The following is a 20,728-nucleotide window of genomic DNA, read 5'->3' on the forward strand; positions in this document are numbered from 1 at the left end:
GTATGTTAACGCGACAAAGCATTGCCATCACACAATGGTCACAGCTTAGCAATTCAGAGCGACAAGCCACGCTTGCTCGCCCTGAACAGAGCCGCTCACGTGAGCTGAAAGAAACCGTGCGCTCAATCATTGAGCGCATGAAAACTGAAGGTGACGCAGCGTTACTTGACTACACCCGTCAATTTGATTGTGCAGACATCTCGCAATTGGTGTTAAACGGTGAACAGAAGCAAGCGTTACTGGCACATGTTTCCGAGCGAGCTAAAGCGGCGATTGATAAAGCTTATGACAATATTCGTGCCTTTCACCTCGCGCAAACACCTGAAGATATTACGCTGAACACCTCACCAGGTGTGCGCTGCACACTAAAATACACGGCCCTTGAATCGGTCGGTCTTTATATCCCTGGGGGGTCGGCGACCTTACCTTCTACCGCACTCATGTTAGGCGTACCCGCACAGATTGCAGGCTGCAAAACTCGTGTACTCGTGACGCCTCCTAATAAACAAGGTCAGATGTCACCGGAAGTCGTCTACGCTGCAGAAAAATGTGGTATCGATACCTTAGTTATGTGTGGCGGTGCGCAGGCCATCGCAGCGTTGGCGTACGGAACCGAGTCCATACCTAAAGTTGATAAAGTATTTGGCCCGGGCAATGCGTTTGTGACAGAAGCAAAGCAACAATTAAGTCAAAACGATAGCGGCATTAGCATTGATATGCCGGCCGGTCCTTCAGAGCTGTTAGTGCTCGCTGATGACACCGCCAATGCGCGTTTTGTCGCCGCTGATTTATTATCTCAAGCAGAGCACGGTCCAGACTCACAGGTTATTCTAGTCACACCATCAGCTGCGCTTGCCCAAGCGGTGCAGGCTGAGCTTGTTGCGCAATGTAATGCATTACCTCGCGTCGACATCGCGCGGCAAGCACTTGCTTCAAGCCGGTTAATTGTCACTAAAAACTTAGCCGAGGCGGTTGCCGTTACACAAAGTTACGCACCCGAGCACCTTGCTATACAAACCGATGCGGCAGCAGCATTGAGTGAGCAACTAACTACAGCAGGATCGATTTTTGTGGGTCACTATACCCCTGAATCGGGTGGCGACTATGCAACTGGTACAAACCACGTCTTACCGACCTATGGCTACGCTAAAAACTACAGCAGTTTAGGGCTATTAGACTTTTATCGCCGCTACACGTTGCAAGAAGTGACTCGCGATGGTTTAGCTGATCTCGCTGACAGCATTACCACGCTCGCCGAAATCGAAGGCTTAGATGCGCATAAACGCGCCGTGACCATTCGCTTAGAGGCGCAGGAGGACAACGTATGAGCTTAGCCGAACAGTTACAGCGCCCACACTTGAAAACTTTGGTGCCCTACGCATCAGCGCGACGTTCGATGAGTGGCGGTTCAGTATGGCTAAACGCCAACGAGTCACCCTACGCATACGATTACGCGCTGGATTGCTCACAGTTGAACCGGTACCCAGCGTTTCAGTCGCAGCGCCTCAATCAAGCTTACGCGGACTACGCTAATGTTCGCCTTGAACAGGTATTAAGTTGCCGCGGGTCTGACGAAGCAATCGAACTGCTTATCAAAGCGTTTTGCGAACCTAAACAAGACCGTGTGCTTATCTGCCCACCGACCTACGGTATGTATGCAATTTCTGCGCAGACGCATGGAGCTGACGTGGTCTCGGTACCCTTAACTTCGTCTTATCAACTCGATTTAGACGCTATCAAGGCGCGTAGCGCAGACGCTCGTCTCATTTTCTTGTGTTCTCCTTCCAACCCTGTCGGTAATCGGCTTGCACAAGAAGATATCGAGGCAGTGCTTAAGTTCGCGACGACCAGTCTCGTGGTCGTTGACGAGGCTTACATCGAGTTTTGTGCCGAGGCGAGTGTCGTCGATTGGTTAGCGAAATATCCTAACTTGGTGGTGTTGCGTACTTTATCAAAAGCGTTTGCGCTCGCCGGCGCACGCTGTGGTTTTGCGCTCGCCAACGAGGACGTCATTACCGTATTGCAGAAAGTACTGGCGCCTTATCCGCTGCCAGACTTGACCATTCAAATTGCTAGCCAGGCGTTATCGCCTGTGGGCATCGAACGCGTTCAAGCCGACGTAACACGCACCGTCAAACAGCGCCAGCGCATCCGCGATGAATTAGCGGAACTGCCAATGGCGTTGGTTGCCGAGAGTGAAACGAACTTTTTACTGTATCGTGTTGCCGATGCCGATAGCCTCATGCAGACCATGCAGCAGAACGGTATATTAATACGTAATCAATCAGCACAGGTTGGACTCGACAACACAGTACGCATCAGCGTCGGTAATGAACGAGAAAACACACTTGTTATTGATGCACTGAAATGCTTTTTTGGAGATACTCAATGAATCAGCAACGTTGGCTATTTATCGATCGTGACGGCACACTGGTGCTCGAGCCGCCTGTCGACAAACAATTAGACAGCGTCAGTAAGCTCGAATTTGAGCCGAATGTGATCCCTGCCCTGCTTAAGTTACAGCAGGCGGGTTATCGCCTCGTCATGGTGTCCAACCAAGACGGACTGGGAACAGACAGTTTTCCACAAGCCGACTTCCACGCGCCCCATGAGTTAATGATGGCTGTCTTTGCAAGTCAAGGCGTGCGCTTTGACGACGTACTGATTTGCCCACATTCTGAGGAAGACAACTGTAGTTGCCGGAAGCCAAAACTCGGCTTGGTGCAGGATTACCTACAAAAAGGCCTTATCGACTTCACCGATAGTTATGTGATTGGCGATCGCGAAACGGACATTAAACTTGCAGAGAGTATGGGTATACGCGGTATTCGATATGACCGTGCCAACCTAGATTGGAACGCTATCGTGCGCGACCTGACCCAACGCTCACGTTCTGCTAAGGTGATCCGTACCACCCATGAGACCGATATTCGTATTGCAGTTGACCTCGATAATGCAACACCGCGCTCATTTTCGACGGGTATTGGCTTCTTTGATCACATGCTAGAGCAAATTGCCACACACGCTGGCATCAGCTTAACCGCCAATGTGACAGGTGATTTACACATTGACGACCACCACACCATTGAAGATACGGCGCTGGCACTAGGTCAGGCACTACGCCAAGCCTTAGGTGACAAACGCGGTATTGGCCGTTTTGGTTTTGCATTGCCGATGGATGAGTGTCGTGCTGAGTGTCTTATCGATCTCTCAGGTCGACCTTACCTCAAGTGGCAGGCGGATTTCACGCGCGACAAAGTGGGCGAATTATCAACCGAAATGGTTGAGCACTTCTTCCGCTCGCTCACCGATGCAATGGCGATTAGCTTGCACTTGTCAACGACTGAGGGCAACACGCACCACCAGGTTGAAAGCTTGTTTAAAGTCTTTGGTCGCGCGCTGCGTCAAGCCGTGGCAAAAACGGGCGACCAACAGTTACCTTCAAGTAAAGGAATGCTCGCGTGAAAATTGTAATTGTCGATACCGAGTGTGCGAATCTCACCTCGGTAAAGTTTGCCATTGAGCGCTTAGGCTATCAGCCTGTAATTACTGACGATGAGGCGATCATCGGCGCCGCTGATCGCGTCATCTTGCCGGGTGTGGGAACAGCAGCTGCAGCGATGCGCAATCTGCACCGTAAACAGTTAATTGAACCTATTAAAGCGCTCACCCAACCCACATTGGGGATTTGTCTTGGTATGCAACTGATGACAGCGCACTCTGAGGAAGGTGACGTGGAATGCTTAGGCTTAATCCCTGCGCAAACCAAACGTATGCAGGTCGGTGACAGACCTTTGCCACATATGGGCTGGAACAACGTCCGTGCGACCAACGCCAATCCATTGCTCGATAATGACACCGATCCTTACTGTTATTTTGTGCACAGTTATGCCGTTGCAAAAGATGACTACACCATCGCCACCTGTGATTACGGTGATACGTTCGCGGCCATGATCCGCAAAGATAATTTTATCGGTGCTCAATTTCATCCTGAGCGCTCGGGTGCGGTCGGCCGTGCCATGCTTAAACGTTTCTTGGAGAACGCGTTATGATGATTCCTGCATTAGACTTGATTGAAGGCCGGGTTGTGCGCCTCTATCAAGGTGACTTTAGTCAACAAACAACGTTCGACATTGATGCTGTTGAGCAAGCGCAAAGCTACCAAGCCGCGGGGGCACAATGGCTGCACTTGGTCGATTTAGATGGTGCGAAGAATCCGCAAAATCGCCAACTCGAAACACTGCGCACAATTTGCGCGGCGACCAATTTAAACTGTCAGGCCGGCGGTGGTATTCGTAGCACTGAGGATATCGAAGAAATTCTTGCCTGTGGTATTAAACGAGTCGTCATTGGCTCAAAAGCCGTTACCGATCCGGAACAGGTCGAGACTTGGTTTAAACAATTTGGCGCTGAAAAAATCGTGCTCGCACTTGATGTCAACATTGACGCGGATGGCATTGCGCGTGTTGCGACTCATGGTTGGCAGTCATCCAGTGACGTGACGTTAGACGACATACTCAAACGTTTCTCCGCATTGGGTTGCGCCCATGTATTGTGTACCGACATCAGCCGTGACGGCACTATGCAAGGTAGTAATGTGGCATTGTACGAAGCGTATAAAAAGCGTTTCCCAGCCATTCAATGGCAGGCGTCGGGCGGTGTTAATAGTCTTGAAGATATACAACGCTTGAAAGCAGCGAACTGTGACCACGTTATCTTAGGTAAGTCATTACTGACCGGTGCATTTAGTTTAGAGGAGGCGATCCAATGCTGGCAAAACGCATCATCCCCTGCTTAGATGTTCGTGACGGTCAAGTCGTCAAGGGCGTTCAATTTCGTAATCACGAACTGATCGGCGACATCTTGCCCCTAGCAAAACGCTATGCGGAAATAGGCGCTGATGAATTGGTTTTCTACGATATTACGGCATCCTCTGATGGCCGCACGGTAGACAAGAGTTGGGTTGAACGCGTCGCGCGCGAAATCGATATTCCGTTTACCGTCGCAGGTGGTATTCGTACCCTGGCTCATGGTCGTGAGCTCCTTTCCATGGGCGCCGATAAGTTATCAATTAACTCGCCTGCGCTGATGAATCCTGAGCTGATCAATGAGATGGTGGATGAGTTCGGTCAGCAATGTGTCGTCATCGGTATTGATAGCTATTTTAATGCAGACAGCGGTGAATACGAGGTGCATCAGTTTACCGGTGACGAGAGCAAATCACGTCGCTCGCAGTGGCAGACCAAAGATTGGGTCAACGAGGTCATCGCGCGAGGTGCCGGTGAGATCGTTCTCAACTGTATGAATCAAGATGGTGTAAGAAAAGGCTATGATGTCGAACAACTGGCATCAATACGCCGTCACTGTTCAGTGCCGCTGATCGCGTCTGGTGGTGCAGGTGCCATTAACCATTTTACCAATGTATTTAAACAAGCCGATGTTGATGGTGCCTTAGCCGCTTCGGTGTTTCATAAGAATATCATCGCCATGGCGGAGCTGAAGCAACAACTGATTGACGAAGGCATCGCTATTCGTCCAATCGAACAAGGAGTTTTGTAACATGCTAATTACTGAAAGCACGGTAGACCAACTTGCTTGGGAGAAAATGAATCAGCTTGTTCCCTGTATTGTACAGCATGTCCTAACCGGCGAAGTACTTATGCAAGGTTACATGAACCGCGATGCATTGCTACAAACCTTGCAGACCAAAGCGGTGACCTTTTACAGTCGTAGCAAGCAGCGACTTTGGCAAAAAGGTGAGCAGTCGGGTCATGTTTTACAGTTCACTGGCGCTTACCGCGACTGTGACAATGATTCGATTCTTGTCCAAGCAATACCGCAAGGACCGACTTGCCACTTAGGTACGCGTTCATGTTTTGCCGAAGCGCCTGCACCCTTTTTAGTGCAGTTAAACAACATCATTAAAGCGCGTCGCAGCGCCTCACCTGACGAAAGCTACACCGCAAAACTATTAAGCCAACCCATTAAGCGTATCGCTCAGAAGGTGGGTGAGGAAGGTGTTGAGGTTGCGCTTGCCGCCACTGTGCAGGATGAAGATGAATTACTTAATGAAAGTGCCGATTTACTTTATCACCTACTGGTGACTTTAGAAGCGAGTGATTTGAGCCTCGAACAAGTGCTTGAGGTACTACACCAACGCCACCGTTAAGTGGCGTTGTTGACTGTTTGCTCGAACTGCTTGCGCTCGTAATGCTTAGATACGTAGCGCAAGCGGATGGTGAGCATCACCGCGGCGACTGTTAAGCCACTAATAAAGCCAATCCAAAAGCCCGCGGCCCCCATGCGAGGCACCCACCAGTCAGTGCGTCCAAGAATGTAGCCGACTGTTAAGCCGAATGGCCAATACGAGATAAACGCCATGATCATCGGCCATTTGGTGTCTTTGTATCCCCGTAAGGTTCCCATAGCAACGGCTTGAAACGTATCCGACATCGTAAAAATCGCCGCCAATCCCATCAGCGTTGCGGCAAGATTAATAATCGCGGTATCAGGCGTATACAAGCTTGCCAGCCAAGCACCACCTAAATACATGATGATACCGTTAACCGCGGCGAATACCATGCCGAATACCATCGCAATTTTAAAACTCAGCATGGCATTTTTGGGCTCACCAGCGCCTAAAGCAAAACCCACTCGAAGTGTCACGGCCATCGAAATGCTCAATGGCACCATATATACCAACGAGCTGATGTTCAATGCAATTTGGTGAGCAGATACCACTGTTGGACCTAATGGTGCAATCAGTAACGCCACTGCGGCAAATAGGCTGACCTCAAAAAACAGTGACATCGCTATAGGAAAGCCTATTTTTATAATATACGCCACGTCATCGAACTTAGGTGGATACCAGCGTCTGAGTAGGTGAAGCTTCTTATAACGACGACTGGTGAATACATAGATCGCCATCGAAATAGCCATGCCCCAAAACACCAAAGCCGATGCTAAACCACACCCTGCACCACCGAGTTCGGGCGCGCCAAAGTGACCGTAAATAAAGATATAGTTTGCCGGAATATTAATGAGTAACCCAATAAAGCCAATCACTAAGGATGGCATGGTATTGGATAATCCCTCACAGAAGTTTCTTAAAATCACATAAATAACAAAACCGGGTACACCCCACGCAATGTAATTAACGTAATCTAGCGTCACTTGCCGGAAGCGATCCTCCACCTCCATCCAGTCAAGAATGTAGGGCGAAAACTGCAAGACCACCAAAGCTAACACGCCAAAAATAGCACACGCATACAACCCTTGCTGTAGCATGTTCGCCATGCGGCGATACTTCTTTGAGCCGTCAAAGTGCGAAACGATAGGCGCCAACGCGAGTGCAATACCAAACATCAACAAAGTGACCGGTACAAAAATACTGCCACCCACCGAAACGGCTGCCAAATCCACCGCATCTTTACGCCCTGCCATCACTGTATCGACTACGCTCATGAGCATCTGCGTCAGTTGCGCGACTAATATAGGGCCGGTCAGTTTAGCGAGCTTTCTAATTTCGTGCGTGTGTTTGGCCATGACTTACAACATCCTAAATAAAGTCAAGAATAAGTGGGTTAACCTCAGCCGGATGCGTAAGAGGTCCCATGTGTCCAGCTAGGACGGGTTTTACAGTCACTGATGTCAGCGCCGTGGATAATGCTTTAACCACCGCTCGCGCACTGCGACGTGTGTATTCACCTTGTAAAATCAATACAGGCGCTTCAACCTGCTGATAATCTTTAAGCGTTAGTTCATCATTTAATAGTGCGTCGAAATCCAGCGCAACTTTTGCCGCTTGCGCAACCATACCTTGTTGAACACGCTCTGGCAGAGCATCGAAATAACCGGGTTGGTTCCAGTAATCAATAAAGGTGCGCGTGCATTCTACCTCATCTTTCCCGTGCATCGCATCACTCACCTGCCGAATTTCTTGCATGCCAGGAGAATCTTCCTCCAACACATGAAAACTGACTGGCTCATACACAACCACACGCTCAATATTAAAATGTTTTTGTTGCGCCATTTTTAGCGCAACCGCCCCACCGTAAGAATGACCAATCAAAATTAGCGACTGATTACCCAAGGTTGGCTTGAGTGCTCTTTCGATGCGCGTAATTTCTTGCTGCAAGCGAAAATGCGGCGCAGACTCTACGTCAGGCGCACGTCCGTAGCCCAATAAATCGATCCCTACAACGTTATAGTCATTGCTTAACGTTTGTTGCAGTATTTTCCATTGCGCGTTAGAACTTTGCGAACTGTGAAGCAATACACAGGTGCCTTTGACTTCGCCCTGCGAGGGCAGATAAGAAATTCCGGGTGCTAACTCCTGCACGTCAATGTCTCCTATAGCTGGCCAACAAAGATGCCGATTAAAATGCCCGCTTGCAGTAACAACACGCTGAATGTGCCGAGGACACCGACCGTACGAGGCCAGGACACACCTGCGTTAGAGGATAGACCCGCAGCGTGAGCAATACGGGCGATGGTCAACGCACCACCTAAGCTATAGATCCATGCACTGCCAACCCCACTAAACTCGATAAGAGCAAGCATCAACAACATCAACGGAACGTATTCTATAAAGTTACCGTGCGCGCGCACAGCGCGTTGTAATTCTTCAACTTTATTGGTCCCAATACCTACACGATGACGCCAACGGAGCTGAATAATGCGAACCGAAAGTACAACGTAGATCAATGCCAGAATGCCTGCAAATAAACTCGTTATGGTGAGGGTGGCCATGATGTTCTCCGATAAAGTGGTAACACATAAAATTAAAAAGGCTCACCAGTGGGGTGAGCCTCTATCAAAACCTTTCAGTGCAACTCTTTACTTAAGCAGTGCACCGAGTTCCTTACTTACAGCTTCGACTGGCTGAGTTCCATCAATACGATGATACTCGGTGTCCGTTTCTTTTGCGAGTGATTGATAATATTCAACCAAAGGCTCTGTTTGTTCATGGTAGACCGCTAAGCGTTTGCGTACGGTCTGCTCTTGGTCGTCTGGACGAATAACCAGCTCTTCACCGGTCTCATCGTCTTTGCCCTCTTCTTTAGGTGGGTTGTGTTTAATATGATAAACACGACCTGAACCTGGGTGTACACGACGTCCACTCATACGCTCAACAATCACGTCGTCAGGTACCGCAAACTCAAGTACGTAGTCAACTTCGATACCGTTTTCACGCATGGCGTCAGCTTGTGGAATCGTGCGCGGGAAGCCGTCGAGCAAGAAACCGTTTTGGCAGTCCGGTTCGGCGATACGTTCTTTGACTAGTTCGATGATGATTTCATCAGAAACCAGTTGTCCTGCATCCATCACTTGCTTTGCTTTCTTACCAAGCTCTGAGCCGGACTTGATTGCGGCTCGTAGCATATCACCCGTTGAAATCTGTGGGATACCAAAGGTATTCATCAAAAATTGAGCTTGAGTGCCCTTTCCCGCACCCGGAGCGCCGAGCAAAATAATGCGCATAAACAGCCTCGTTTATATTTGTATTCAAGTGTCTGAGGGGAACTTTACCCCGATGAGGGCGTTTTTACAAGAAAAGAGGCGCACAGCAAGCGTTTGTTGCTGTGCGCTATAGCGTGATTATGCGTTAAGCATTAACTTATTAAGACGAGCCACGAAAGACGCTGGATCCTTAAGGTTTCCGCGCTCTGCGAGCGTAGCTTGATCAAGCAGTACTTGAGCCCACTCGGCAAATTCCTCATCGTTCTTGCCTTGCATTTTTACGACTAAAGGATGATCCGGGTTAACCTCAAAAATGTATTTTGTTTCAGGTACTTTCTGACCCGCAGCTTCCATCAGCTTAGCCATCTGCGTGCTCATATCATTGTCATCGGTAATGATACACGCAGGCGAATTAGTCAAACGGTGCGTTACACGCACTTTTTTAACGCGCTCACCGAGTGCTTTCTCAAAGCGTTCTAACTGTTCTTTAAACGCTTCTTCTGACTTTTCTTGCTCGGCCTTGTCATTTTCATCATCTAAGTCGCCTAAGTCTAAATCGCCGCGCGTTACCGACTGCAACGACTTCTCTTTAAACTCAGTTAAATGGCTCATCAACCACTCGTCAATGCGTTCAGAGAGCAATAGTACTTCGATGCCTTTCTTACGGAAGATCTCAAGGGCAGGATTATTCTTCGCAGCCTCAAAACTGTCGGCGACGATATAGAAAATCTTGTCTTGGCCTTCTTTCATGCGTTCAACGTAATCATCTAAACTGACATTTTGAGTTTGCTCATCAGTATGTGTCGACGCAAAACGCAACAGCTCAGCGATGCGTTCCCGATTACCACTGTCTTCCGCAGGACCCTCTTTTAACACATTACCAAAAGTATCCCAGAAGCCTTGGTATTGCTCGGCGTCGTCTTTTGCCAATTTCTTGAGCATCTGCAACACTTTCTTAGTACTACCATTACGCATTGAGCGAGTAATCTTGTTATCTTGCAAGATTTCACGGGATACGTTCAATGGGAGGTCATTAGTATCAATAAGACCTTTAACAAAGCGTAAGTAGGTCGGCATTAATTGCTCAGCGTCATCCATAATAAAGACACGCTTCACATAGAGTTTTACCCCCTGCTGTTGCTCACGATTCCAAAGGTCCCAAGGAGCTCGTTTAGGAATATAAAGAAGGCTGGTGTATTCGTGTGTACCCTCAACCTTGTTATGGCTCCATAACAGCGGATCGTCAAAGTCATGCGCTACAGTCTTATAAAACTCTTTATATTCTTCGTCGCTGATGTCGGCTTTATCGCGCGTCCATAAGGCTTGACCCGAGTTCACAGTTTCCCATTGAGCCTCTTGGGCAGGCGTAATAACTTCGCCGTCATCATTTTTTTGTTCTTCAACCGCTTCTTTCCACATTTGGACGGGGATACTCAAGTGTTCTGAGTATTTGTTAATCACCCCACGAATACGGAAGTCATCTAAAAACTCATCTGCATCTTCTTTCAAATGCAAAATAATATCTGTTCCGCGCTGCGACTTTTGGGTGTCTGCGACTTCAAATTCTCCTTCACCCTTAGAGTGCCACTCGACACCATGTTCCGGTGACTCATAGGCAGAACGCGTACGCACAGTGACTTCGTCGGCGACGATAAATGCTGAGTAAAAACCAACACCGAACTGACCGATTAACTTACTATCTTTCGCCTCATCACCCGATAGCTGACCGAAGAACTCGGCCGTACCCGACTTAGCAATGGTGCCTAAGTTAGTCATCACTTCGTCACGCGTCATGCCAATACCGTTGTCGCTTATTGTTAGCGTACGGTTGTCTTTGTCGATCGCGATTCGCACACGAAGCTCGCCATCTTCACCATACAGCGAGTTATCGCTAAGTGCTTTGAAACGCAACTTATCGGCCGCGTCAGACGCATTCGATACCAGTTCACGTAAGAAGATTTCTTTATTTGAATATAGAGAATGGATCATCAGGTTAAGCAATTGCTTAACTTCTGTCTGAAATCCATGCTTTTCGGTTTGAGCGGCTTCCGCCATAATTGTGTTCTCCTACTTCAACCACCTTTTCATGTCAGAAATGGGGGCGATATAGGCAATTTCAAGCGTCAACCAAATTTTTTACGTCCAGTGAATGCATGTCCAAGGGTAGCCTGATCAACATAGCCTAATTCGCCGCCAACGGGCACACCATGAGCTATTCGAGACGTGTTTACATTCAAGGATTCGGCAATATCGGCGATATAGTGAGCTGTTGCATCGCCTTCTACGGTAGGATTAGTCGCCAATATAATCTCTTCAATCACAGCGCTCTTAAGCTGTGCTTCGAGCTCATCAAGACCAATATCCTCTGGGCCTATACCATCAAGAGGAGATAGGTGACCCATCAAAACAAAATAACGACCTTTAAATTGCGATGTTTGTTCAATAGCCAATACGTCAGCAGGTGTCTCTACTACACATAACGTACCTTGCTCACTGCGCGCGGGGTTCGCGCAAATACGACATAAAGGCTCTTCGGTCAGTGTGCGGCACTGTTGGCAGTGACCTACGCGCTCAACTGCGTTGTGCAAGGAATCAGCCAAACGTTGCGCCCCCTCTCGGTCACGTTCCAATAAATGGAACGCCATACGTTGCGCCGTTTTTTTACCCACACCTGGTAGACGCTTTAAATCGTCAACCAAGCGATCAATCGCGGGACTGATTCCTTCACTCATAGAATGAACCTAGAACGGCATCTTAAAACCAGGCGGTAGACCCATACCACCAGTGATTTCCGACATGCGTTCTTTGCTCGTCTCCTCTACGCGACGGACTGCATCATTAGTTGCCGCTGCAATCAGATCCTCAAGCATCTCTTTATCATCGTCCATCAGGCTTTCATCAATTTCAACGCGCTTGATGTTGTGGTTGCCTAACATGGTTACTTTAACAAGACCTGCACCGGACTCGCCGGTCACTTCCATTTCAGCGATCTCTTGCTGGGCTTGCTGCATGCGCTCTTGCATTTGCTGCGCCTGCTTCATCATATTTCCCATACCACCTTTAAACATGGTCAAATCCTCTATTGCTAAATTTTATCGTGCGCTGATAGACGTTTCGTCAGTCACCGCGTCAAATGAATTCAATAACTCATTAAATCCCGAGTCATTCTGCAACCATAACTTCGCCTGCTCCAACCGGTAATGATCAATCGCCTGCTGAATCAGCAACGGCGTGCTCATTTGTTGAGAGCCAACCAAAAAGCGATACTCCCCTTGTGCCGACAACACTTCGCATAAGGCCTCTCTGGCAAGGGCTACCGTTTTTTCACTTAATAAACTTTGCTGTTCTTCAGTCACCCAAATACACCACTGCTGATGACCTACTTTTTCCAACACCGAATTTAGCAAGAGTTGTCGAGTCAAGCCTTGTACCGCTGTCGCATCGACCAGTGCAGCCCAGCTGTCTACATCGGCTGCGCGTCGTGTCGACGAATCAAACCGCTGTTGTATGTGACTCAGACTAACTGGAGTCGTTTGCACAGGCTCAGCATGCTGTTTGTCGGGCTGTCTACTTGGTAAATGAGGCTGTTCGGGCGACGTTTCAATATCTATTTCAGAATTTTTTTTTTCCGGCTCTTGATGACCAGACAAGTCCTGTCGCATGTTCAACAGTGATGCTAGTCCTTCATCAGGCGCAACCGAGTTATCTTCAGCAACACCCTCTGCTGGTCTCGACATTCTATGTTGAGCGGCTTGCGCTTCAATATCGCGCTGCTGAGCCTCCAGTGCGGACATATCATCAGCTTCGCTCTGTATCGAAGTATCGCCACTGTGCTGACCTGCGTGAGCTGCTTCTTCAGTCTGCTCAAACGGCGTTATTGTGTCTAAATTCGATTCAGGCGGACGTGTTAAAGCCTCCTCGCCTGATTCGGGATTCTCGAACGTAAAAGATAGCAGTCGCAACAATGTCATTTCGACAGCGCTCTGCGGGTCCACCGCATAAGGCGCCTCTTTTTTGCCCTCTATTACGATCCGATAATATAACTGCAGTACTTCTGCGGGTAACTTTCGCAGTAATGCTTCAGTCGTGTTGGTTTTGTCCTCAGCGCCCATCATGGCAGGAATTTGTTGTATTAACGCGATCCGGTGTATAACACGCTGTAATTCGTTAAGAATCATTAACGGATCAGGTACCAAACTTTTTAATTCATCAAATTTTTCGAACACTGAACCACTATCACCGCTCGCGAGCGCATCCAAAAGGGGATGTACATGCGCATCAGCGAGGTGTCCAAGCATACGCTGCACAGATTCAACTTGAACTTTACCCTGCCCTTGCGCTATCGCTTGATCAGTGAGGCTTAATGCATCACGCATACTACCTTTGGCTGATTGCGCCAATAAGGTTAAGGCTTGGGCATCATGAGGTACGTTTTCATTTTCTAGAACATATTCAAGTTGCCCTACAATTTGCTCACGATCGAGCGCACGTAAATTAAATTGCAAACAGCGTGACACCACCGTCACTGGTAGTTTTTGCGGGTCCGTCGTAGCTAAAAGGAACTTAACGTGCTCAGGAGGCTCTTCTAAGGTTTTTAGGAGTGCATTAAAACTATGGCGAGAAAGCATATGTACTTCGTCTATTAAATAGACCTTATACCTTCCACGCGTTGGACGGTATTGTACGTTATCAAGCAACTCTCGCGTATCTTCAACTTTAGTACGCGAAGCTGCATCGACCTCGATAAGATCAACAAACCGACCTTGCTCTATCTCTTCACAACTTGGGCATTCTCCACACGGTCGAGCACTCACCCCACGTTCACAATTCAGGGCCTTCGCTAAAATACGCGCGATGGTGGTTTTACCCACACCACGTGTGCCGGTGAACAGATAGGCGTGATGCAGTCGTTGCTGTTCAAGTGCATGGAATAAGGGCTCGAGCACGTGCTGTTGACCCACTACTTGATCAAACTGCATCGGGCGCCATTTACGAGCAAGCACTTGATAAGCCATTAACCGCCTCTTAATTAATTAGAATCGACACAAGGTATAGCACGATATGCCAAGATCCTGCAATTTTTGTTCGCCTGGAAGATCATCTAATGTTATGACGAATGCAGCCTCTAACAATTCCGCTTGAGTCCGAGATAAAAGCTTTGCCGCGGCCGCGACTGTCCCGCCAGTAGCGAGTAAGTCATCCATCAAAAGAACTCGTTGGGGCTCTTTAAATGCACATTCTTGTATCTCGAGTGCATCCTCGCCATACTCCAACGCATAGGTCTCTTTGACCACAGGCCCAGGTAACTTTCCTGGCTTACGCAACAAAGTCAGCCCACAACCGAGCCGTTGCGCAAGTGCTGCACCAAAAATAAAGCCTCGCGCTTCTACCGCCGCAATTTGGTCAATACCTAGCTCTTGATAGCGTTGTGCAAAAGCCTCGATGGTCGATTTGAACGCATCTTTAGACTGCAACAACGGTGAAATGTCCCTAAAGGTAATTCCTGGCTTAGGGTAATCTGGGATTGCTCGAATACTATCCCGGATAGACTTGATCAAATCCATAGTTATCCTTAAGCAACCGAACGTTTTGTGTAATAGCTCACCACATCACACAAAAACTGTGCCTGTAACGGTTTACTCAAACAGCGCGTAGCACCATGTTTAAGCGCTAAAGGCTCTGCCTCTGTCACGTCTTGCGTGGTAACAAACAAAATCGGCGTATGGTGGTATTGGCCAAGCTGACGTAAGTTTTTAAGTAACGTGAGGCCGTCCATTAATGGCATTTTATGATCAATGATCAAGAGGTCAAAACAGCCCTCTTTGGCTTGTTTTAATCCGTCTAAACCATCGTTCGCAAACACCAGGTTGATATCCAAGCTAGACAAACTGCTTCCAATATCAGCTCGTGTATTGGCGTTATCGTCGACCACGAGCGTAGAAATCGTCATAACATTAAGGTCCTTTTCAGGAACGCACGTAGTCTTTACGCACCGATCAATTGAAAAAAGCGCAAAACTAGTGGGAGACATCCTGCGAAAACGAAAAGTAAGACGGCAATCAACAAAAATTTACCGCTTGAAGGATCTTTATAATTGTTACTACCCATGAAAATTCCTCCGAATAAAGTCGGCGCTGATCATACTCTAAATCTAATCGTTATAAAAGTGGCTGACATAGGTGAATATAGGCAAAAAAAAACCCCGCGAATGCGGGGTTTCTATCAACTTAAGCTTTATAAATCGACGCCTTTGCGTTTCGCTGTGGATTGGATATAACCTTTCCAACTGCGCGCACTACGACGCTGATTGCTAAACTTAGCCGCTTCGTTCACATAAGTCAGTGCCTGACGATAATCGCCACCATAGAAGAATGCTTCTGCTAGTGACATGTAGATACGACCTTTATCATCACCCTGTGCATAATCTAATGCATTTTTGAGCGGAGTCGTCGCAGCTACATACTGCTCGTTTTGCACTAGCAGGTTACCCTGCTTACGCAAATACTCGCCTTTGTTATCACCGTCATCTGCCAACTCAGCGGCTTTACCGTACCATTTTGCTGCTTGTGCAAGCTCTTTAGCGCGGTGAAAGCTATTCGCTGCGGTAGAGTAGTTCTTAGCTGTACCCTCAATATCGCCTGACTGGATGTGTTTTATCATCGTCGTCGCAGCTTTATAAGGGACGCCCTCGTTATCATAGAGTTGAACCAATAACTTAAATTGGTTTTCCTCTTTCAGATAACCCGCTAAATACGCAATTTCCATTGTCTGCAATGCTTTTGCAAGGTTTTCCTTGAGCATATACATTTGTGCAAGTTGCGGCCACCACGAGATCGTCTCAGGCAACACATTTAAGCCTTCCTCGACCGTCGAAATAGCTTTGTCGTACATCTTACGTTCAAAGTAAGAGGCCATCAGTAGCGTATAATAGTCTTTCTTCGGCTCATCCGCATACTTCAGTGCCGCTTCTGCATAAGGTACGATCTTAGCGAATTCCTTTTGTTGATAATAAGCATTAGCAACATAGAACAAGGACTGAGGATCCATCTCACCAGTGAATTCGAACCATTTCTGTAAGTAAGTCACTGACTGCTCGAATTTTTCCTCTTGCAGACTCAGTTGTCCCACTAACTTCAAAACAGCCGCTTGGTCACTCCATCCGAGTACATCTTCGTCAGCCGCGTTTTTCAACATTGGCAATGCTTCATCGGTACGCTCTGCTTGCGCATAGAGAGTACCTAAGAAACGACTTAGATAAGCTCGATCGTAACCCTCTGTATCTGGCAATTCTTCCTCAAGCATAGTGATAGCTGCTTGTAACTGCTCTTGCTCGTACAACTCGAACGCATCCATGATCGCCCGACCAACGCGCTGTGAGGCGACTTGGTTTTTACGAGCTTTCTTCTGCGCTTCAACGGTTTCTTTACTTGGCAAATCAAGACCGAGGTCTTGAGCGGCTACCGGAGCGGTAGCCACAACCAAGCCAAAAGCAAGGGCAGTAACAAATGTCTTCATTACAGTTTTCATTTCTTATTGCCCATCCATGTTGAAGTCGAGCTGAACAGTCATACCTTCTTGACGAACAGGCTTACCGTCTACGACCTTAGGCTTGTACTTCCAACGCAATAACGCGCGGCGTGCCTCTCGGTCGAACACTCGACGAGGTTCTGAGTCAATTACTTCAACGTCGGTAACACCACCTTGTTCGTCGATAGTGAATCTCAACTGTACCCAACCTTCGGTGCCATTACGCGCCGCAGAAGGTGGATAACGAGGTTCAATTCGAACGATTGGCGTAGCATCACCATCTTGGTTCAACAAGTTGCCGGGGCCTGACAAACCAGTGTCAGCGCCACCCACATCGACGTCGAAGCCCATACTCATGTTCATACCACCCGAATCTGAAGTATCTGGTTCAGACTGCGGTGTCTCAGGCGGAGCCTGAGGCGGCGGTGGTGGCGGCGGAGGTGTTCTCCGGCGCTCTTGAACGTCGGACTCTGGCGGCGACGTTACGATGTCAATGACCGGAGTGGGAGGCGGAGCTTCATTACTCTTAGCCCCCCCACCGATTAAGTAAGCCATAAAAGCAAACAGAGCAAACGTAACGGCCGCACCTAGTATTAAAGATACTAAAAAGCGCACCATATTAGTTAGTCTCCGCTGCTATGGATATCTTATCGATACCCGCTTCCTTAACCTGGTCCATGACTTCTACAACACGACCATGCTCAGCTTTCTTGTCTGCCTGAATAACCACTAAGTCAGTAGGTTGCTCAGCAAGCATACGCTCAAGGTTTGCTGCCACGCGTTCTACGTCAACTTGACGCTTATCCATCCAGACTTCACCTGTGTCGCGAATCGCGATAAAGATGTTAGCTGAAGGCTCCTTGTTGGCCTGGTTTGCTTCAGGTTTATTCACCTGAATACCAGCCTCTTTAACGAAAGAGGTTGTTACGATGAAGAAGATCAACATGATGAATACGATGTCCAGCATCGGCGTCATGTCAATCGCTGCATCTTCCTCTTCACGAATACGATTTCTTGCCATAGTAATACTCTCTTAGTGATGTGGCAGACTGTCGACCAAGTTCTGCTTAGCGCGACGAACACGACTCTCGAGTCGGGTCGCAAAGAACATACCGGATAACGCTGCAACCATACCCGCCATAGTAGGGATAGTTGCCATCGAGATACCCGACGCCATTAGACGAGGGTTACCGGTACCTTGCACTGCCATGATCTCGAATACGGTAATCATACCGGTTACTGTACCGAGCAGCCCCACTAAAGGACAAAGTGCAACACAAGTTTTAATCAACAGAATACGTGCATTCAATTTATCGTTCGCTTCGGAAATCCATGCTTCGCGGATTCTATGTGCGTACCATGAGGTGGTATCTTTACGAGCATCCCAACGTGCGATGATATCTTTTCGCAATTTAGGGAAAGCACTCGTTAAGTACCAATAACGCTCAATCATCAGTACCCACATTAGAAAGAGTACCCCCATGACGACGTACAATACGTCGCCACCGGTCGCAATAAAATCCCTGATAGATTCCCATAGTTCCATCAGGTAAAGCATGAACTTACTCCTTCTCCGAGTGAGCGGCTACGATGCCCGCAGCTTGCTCATCCAACAAGTGAATAATTGATTTACTACGTGATGCCACAATACTGTGAGCCAAAATCAATGGAATCGCTGCGATAAGACCCATAGCTGTTGTTACCAACGCCATAGAGATATCACCCGCCATGATTTTCGGGTCACCTGTACCGAACAATGTGATTGATTGGAACGTACCAATCATACCCACAACGGTACCCAAGAGACCAAGTAATGGTGCGATAGCTGCGAAGATTTTCACTACGTTGATGCCGCTTTCGATCTTCGGCGTTTCACGCATGATTGCTTCGTCAAGTTTTAACTCAAGGTTCTCAGCATCAGCATTTTTGTTCTCATGGTAAACCTTCAATACGCGACCCAATGGGTTTTTGTCTGAAGGATTCTCGATGTTTTTAAGCTGCGAACGCATCTTGCCACCTACGACTGTAAGCGTCACAAGCTTGAACAAAGAGATAATCAAACCGATGATTAATACCACGGTGATTACATAACCTACTGTGCCACCTTGGTGATAGCGTTCCATCAACGTCGCTTTCTGAGTCAATAGACCCAAGATTTGGCCTTTTGATGGATCCAAGTAAACACCTGCATAGCCACTGTCAGTGCTAGTGAAGGTATCAGCTTGGCTTGTTACATAACCATCTGGCTGACGACCCAACGGCTGAATTTGTTCAGTCGTGTCGTTATACGTCAGGTATTGGTCATCAGAAATCAGGTTGAAAACACCCACACGAGTTACCGTGCGCTGCTCAGAACCACCCGCTAAGCTGAATACTTCCGCGTCAAACTGAACAACTTTACCTGATTGAACCATTTCGGTTAACAATGCAGTCCAAAGGTCTTCAAGTTCAGACAAAGTAGGAAGCTCTTTAGCTTCAGAAAGGCTTTGAAGAACATCTTCACGACCTGGGTATTGAGCGCTTACGATTGAAGTCGCGATACGACCGATAGTTTCAGTTGCCGCACCACGTACAACACCGAACATCTCACCCAACGTACCTTTAGCATTTTCGAGCTCTTGCTCTTTGTTCGCCAAAGTGATTTCGTTTTCTGAGAATTGGTTTTGTAAACGTTTACCGCGTGCCTGTTCGTCTTTCAGCTGCTGCTTAGCTTTGTTCAACAACGCCTGCTTATCGGCACGCGCTGACATGAACTCTTGCTCACGCTCTTCGCTGATTTGACGAGAAGAAATACGATTTTTTTCAACCAATTGAAGCAATTCGTCTAAGCTCTTTGCTTCTGGCTGATTGTCTTGTGCTTGCGCAGCGAGCGTCGTACCTGCAGAAAGGCTGACTGCTGCTGCAATCATTAACGAACTAACTAATTTTTTCATTCTGCACTCTCCGCTGCGAATACTGGAAGTTTCACCAGATCGTAAGCAGTTTGCTTACGTGACATACGAATCGCTGTGGTAAGAGGATTCAAGAACTCGTCTTCCAACTTAGTCCACTCATTGGTGTCTTTGTTGTATAACCACGCATTTTTCAAGTCTAATGACTGTGCAGCGAATACAACGCGACCCATGTGGAAAAAGTCTACAGCAACTTCTTCGCCGTCGACGTTCAGGTTACCCTGATAAGCGTTAAGCATTTGACCGTAATCCATCTCCGCTTGGTACGCTTCAATGATTTGACGGAATTGCTCAGAGGTAGATACGTTCGCGTTACCCATGATATCGCGAAGACGTTCAACACGCTCTAAACGCTTCTCTTTGTGGATTGGAATGTCGAGTTTAACGAACTCTTCCAACGCGTCGATCATTTCATACATCAATGGAACCACGCCTTGCTTGGTTTCTTCGATGGTGTCGATCTGACGCTGAAGTGAATCGATGTTGGACTGCTGGTCAGCAACCAAACGAGCCACGTGGTCGTTGTAGACCTTGAGGTTCTCGTATTCAGCAACAACAGAGCGATACTCAATCAACAAATCTTGGCTTTGCTCATACAAAGAATCAATCTTCTTTTGAGATTGCTCTTGCGCATTCAAGATTTGCTGCTCTTCTTTCTGTAGCTTAGCTACATCAACTTGCTGTGCAGCAGCAACGCTGGTGCCAGCAACCGCCATTGCGCCCATTAAGGCTGCGGCGAGTTTGGTTCTCTTGATTACTTTGGTCATAGTTCCCAACCAATTTGAATT

The 20,728-nt window shown here is 47.9% G+C and carries 23 protein-coding genes; 7 read left to right on the forward strand and 16 right to left on the reverse strand.

Going from position 1 to position 20,728, the window contains the following annotated elements; all coding sequences use genetic code 11:
- The first annotated feature begins 2 nt into the window (after window positions 1–2).
- The 7 genes from hisD to hisIE are packed head-to-tail and all read left to right on the forward strand — an operon-like array spanning window position 3 to window position 6,169.
- The gene (gene hisD / locus ABNS04_RS04125; RefSeq protein WP_272977315.1) at window positions 3–1,328 is read left to right on the forward strand and encodes a histidinol dehydrogenase; all 1,326 of its coding nucleotides are present in this window, start codon (window positions 3–5) and stop codon (window positions 1,326–1,328) included.
- Window positions 1,325–2,392 (forward strand): histidinol-phosphate transaminase, encoded by a 1,068-nt coding sequence (hisC, locus tag ABNS04_RS04130; RefSeq protein WP_006956513.1) that lies wholly within the window; start codon window positions 1,325–1,327, stop codon window positions 2,390–2,392. The genes hisD and hisC overlap by 4 nt, the downstream gene beginning before the upstream one ends.
- A complete protein-coding gene (hisB, locus tag ABNS04_RS04135) occupies window positions 2,389–3,465 on the forward strand; it encodes a bifunctional histidinol-phosphatase/imidazoleglycerol-phosphate dehydratase HisB (protein ID WP_272977455.1) in 1,077 nt (358 codons plus the stop codon). The genes hisC and hisB overlap by 4 nt, the downstream gene beginning before the upstream one ends.
- Window positions 3,462–4,052 carry an imidazole glycerol phosphate synthase subunit HisH gene (hisH, locus tag ABNS04_RS04140; protein WP_006956511.1) on the forward strand — a complete coding sequence of 197 codons (591 nt, stop codon included), beginning with the start codon at window positions 3,462–3,464 and terminating at the stop codon, window positions 4,050–4,052. Before hisB ends, hisH begins: the two co-directional genes overlap by 4 nt.
- Window positions 4,049–4,798: a 1-(5-phosphoribosyl)-5-[(5-phosphoribosylamino)methylideneamino]imidazole-4-carboxamide isomerase gene (gene hisA, locus ABNS04_RS04145; RefSeq protein ID WP_272977456.1), complete on the forward strand. Its 750-nt coding sequence runs from the start codon at window positions 4,049–4,051 to the stop codon at window positions 4,796–4,798. The genes hisH and hisA overlap by 4 nt, the downstream gene beginning before the upstream one ends.
- Window positions 4,768–5,559: an imidazole glycerol phosphate synthase subunit HisF gene (gene hisF / locus ABNS04_RS04150; RefSeq protein WP_006956509.1), complete on the forward strand. Its 792-nt coding sequence runs from the start codon at window positions 4,768–4,770 to the stop codon at window positions 5,557–5,559. The genes hisA and hisF overlap by 31 nt, the downstream gene beginning before the upstream one ends.
- 1 nt (window position 5,560) lies before the next feature.
- Window positions 5,561–6,169, forward strand: coding sequence for a bifunctional phosphoribosyl-AMP cyclohydrolase/phosphoribosyl-ATP diphosphatase HisIE (hisIE, locus tag ABNS04_RS04155; protein WP_272977457.1), 609 nt, complete (start codon window positions 5,561–5,563; stop codon window positions 6,167–6,169).
- Here hisIE and ABNS04_RS04160 read toward each other — a convergent pair.
- From ABNS04_RS04160 to ABNS04_RS04235, 16 genes are all read right to left on the reverse strand, one after another.
- Complete coding sequence (locus ABNS04_RS04160) at window positions 6,166–7,545, reverse strand: MATE family efflux transporter (protein WP_272977458.1); 1,380 nt, start codon at window positions 7,543–7,545, stop codon at window positions 6,166–6,168. The genes hisIE and ABNS04_RS04160 overlap by 4 nt on opposite strands.
- 13 nt (window positions 7,546–7,558) lie before the next feature.
- Complete coding sequence (locus ABNS04_RS04165; protein ID WP_272977459.1) at window positions 7,559–8,341, reverse strand: alpha/beta hydrolase; 783 nt, start codon at window positions 8,339–8,341, stop codon at window positions 7,559–7,561.
- A gap of 11 nt (window positions 8,342–8,352) precedes the next feature.
- The gene (locus tag ABNS04_RS04170) at window positions 8,353–8,751 is read right to left on the reverse strand and encodes an MAPEG family protein (RefSeq protein ID WP_006956505.1); all 399 of its coding nucleotides are present in this window, start codon (window positions 8,749–8,751) and stop codon (window positions 8,353–8,355) included.
- 87 nt (window positions 8,752–8,838) lie between these two features.
- Window positions 8,839–9,483: an adenylate kinase gene (adk, locus tag ABNS04_RS04175; protein WP_006956504.1), complete on the reverse strand. Its 645-nt coding sequence runs from the start codon at window positions 9,481–9,483 to the stop codon at window positions 8,839–8,841.
- 117 nt (window positions 9,484–9,600) lie between these two features.
- The gene (gene htpG / locus ABNS04_RS04180) at window positions 9,601–11,517 is read right to left on the reverse strand and encodes a molecular chaperone HtpG (protein ID WP_348671198.1); all 1,917 of its coding nucleotides are present in this window, start codon (window positions 11,515–11,517) and stop codon (window positions 9,601–9,603) included.
- 68 nt (window positions 11,518–11,585) lie between these two features.
- The gene (gene recR / locus ABNS04_RS04185; protein ID WP_006956502.1) at window positions 11,586–12,194 is read right to left on the reverse strand and encodes a recombination mediator RecR; all 609 of its coding nucleotides are present in this window, start codon (window positions 12,192–12,194) and stop codon (window positions 11,586–11,588) included.
- Window positions 12,195–12,203: 9 nt separating this feature from the next.
- Window positions 12,204–12,530 (reverse strand): YbaB/EbfC family nucleoid-associated protein, encoded by a 327-nt coding sequence (locus ABNS04_RS04190; protein ID WP_006956501.1) that lies wholly within the window; start codon window positions 12,528–12,530, stop codon window positions 12,204–12,206.
- A gap of 24 nt (window positions 12,531–12,554) precedes the next feature.
- Complete coding sequence (gene dnaX / locus ABNS04_RS04195; RefSeq protein WP_272978196.1) at window positions 12,555–14,477, reverse strand: DNA polymerase III subunit gamma/tau; 1,923 nt, start codon at window positions 14,475–14,477, stop codon at window positions 12,555–12,557.
- A gap of 18 nt (window positions 14,478–14,495) precedes the next feature.
- The gene (locus ABNS04_RS04200; protein WP_006956499.1) at window positions 14,496–15,026 is read right to left on the reverse strand and encodes an adenine phosphoribosyltransferase; all 531 of its coding nucleotides are present in this window, start codon (window positions 15,024–15,026) and stop codon (window positions 14,496–14,498) included.
- 8 nt (window positions 15,027–15,034) lie between these two features.
- Window positions 15,035–15,412 (reverse strand): response regulator, encoded by a 378-nt coding sequence (locus tag ABNS04_RS04205; protein WP_272978197.1) that lies wholly within the window; start codon window positions 15,410–15,412, stop codon window positions 15,035–15,037.
- Window positions 15,413–15,696: 284 nt separating this feature from the next.
- Window positions 15,697–16,977, reverse strand: coding sequence for a hypothetical protein (locus ABNS04_RS04210; RefSeq protein WP_006956496.1), 1,281 nt, complete (start codon window positions 16,975–16,977; stop codon window positions 15,697–15,699).
- A 15-nt stretch (window positions 16,978–16,992) separates the two neighbouring features.
- Entirely contained in the window at window positions 16,993–17,607 is a 615-nt protein-coding gene (locus tag ABNS04_RS04215; protein ID WP_006956495.1) for an energy transducer TonB, read from the reverse strand.
- A 1-nt stretch (window position 17,608) separates the two neighbouring features.
- Window positions 17,609–18,010 (reverse strand): biopolymer transporter ExbD, encoded by a 402-nt coding sequence (locus tag ABNS04_RS04220; RefSeq protein ID WP_006956494.1) that lies wholly within the window; start codon window positions 18,008–18,010, stop codon window positions 17,609–17,611.
- Window positions 18,011–18,022: 12 nt separating this feature from the next.
- A complete protein-coding gene (locus ABNS04_RS04225) occupies window positions 18,023–18,547 on the reverse strand; it encodes a MotA/TolQ/ExbB proton channel family protein (RefSeq protein WP_006956493.1) in 525 nt (174 codons plus the stop codon).
- A gap of 4 nt (window positions 18,548–18,551) precedes the next feature.
- Window positions 18,552–19,922, reverse strand: coding sequence for a MotA/TolQ/ExbB proton channel family protein (locus ABNS04_RS04230; RefSeq protein ID WP_006956492.1), 1,371 nt, complete (start codon window positions 19,920–19,922; stop codon window positions 18,552–18,554).
- Window positions 19,919–20,707 (reverse strand): DUF3450 domain-containing protein, encoded by a 789-nt coding sequence (locus ABNS04_RS04235; RefSeq protein WP_006956491.1) that lies wholly within the window; start codon window positions 20,705–20,707, stop codon window positions 19,919–19,921. The genes ABNS04_RS04230 and ABNS04_RS04235 overlap by 4 nt, the downstream gene beginning before the upstream one ends.
- Window positions 20,708–20,728 lie beyond the last annotated feature (21 nt).

Source organism: uncultured Idiomarina sp. (assembly GCF_964010655.1).
Classification (GTDB): Bacteria; Pseudomonadota; Gammaproteobacteria; order Enterobacterales; family Alteromonadaceae; genus Idiomarina; species Idiomarina baltica.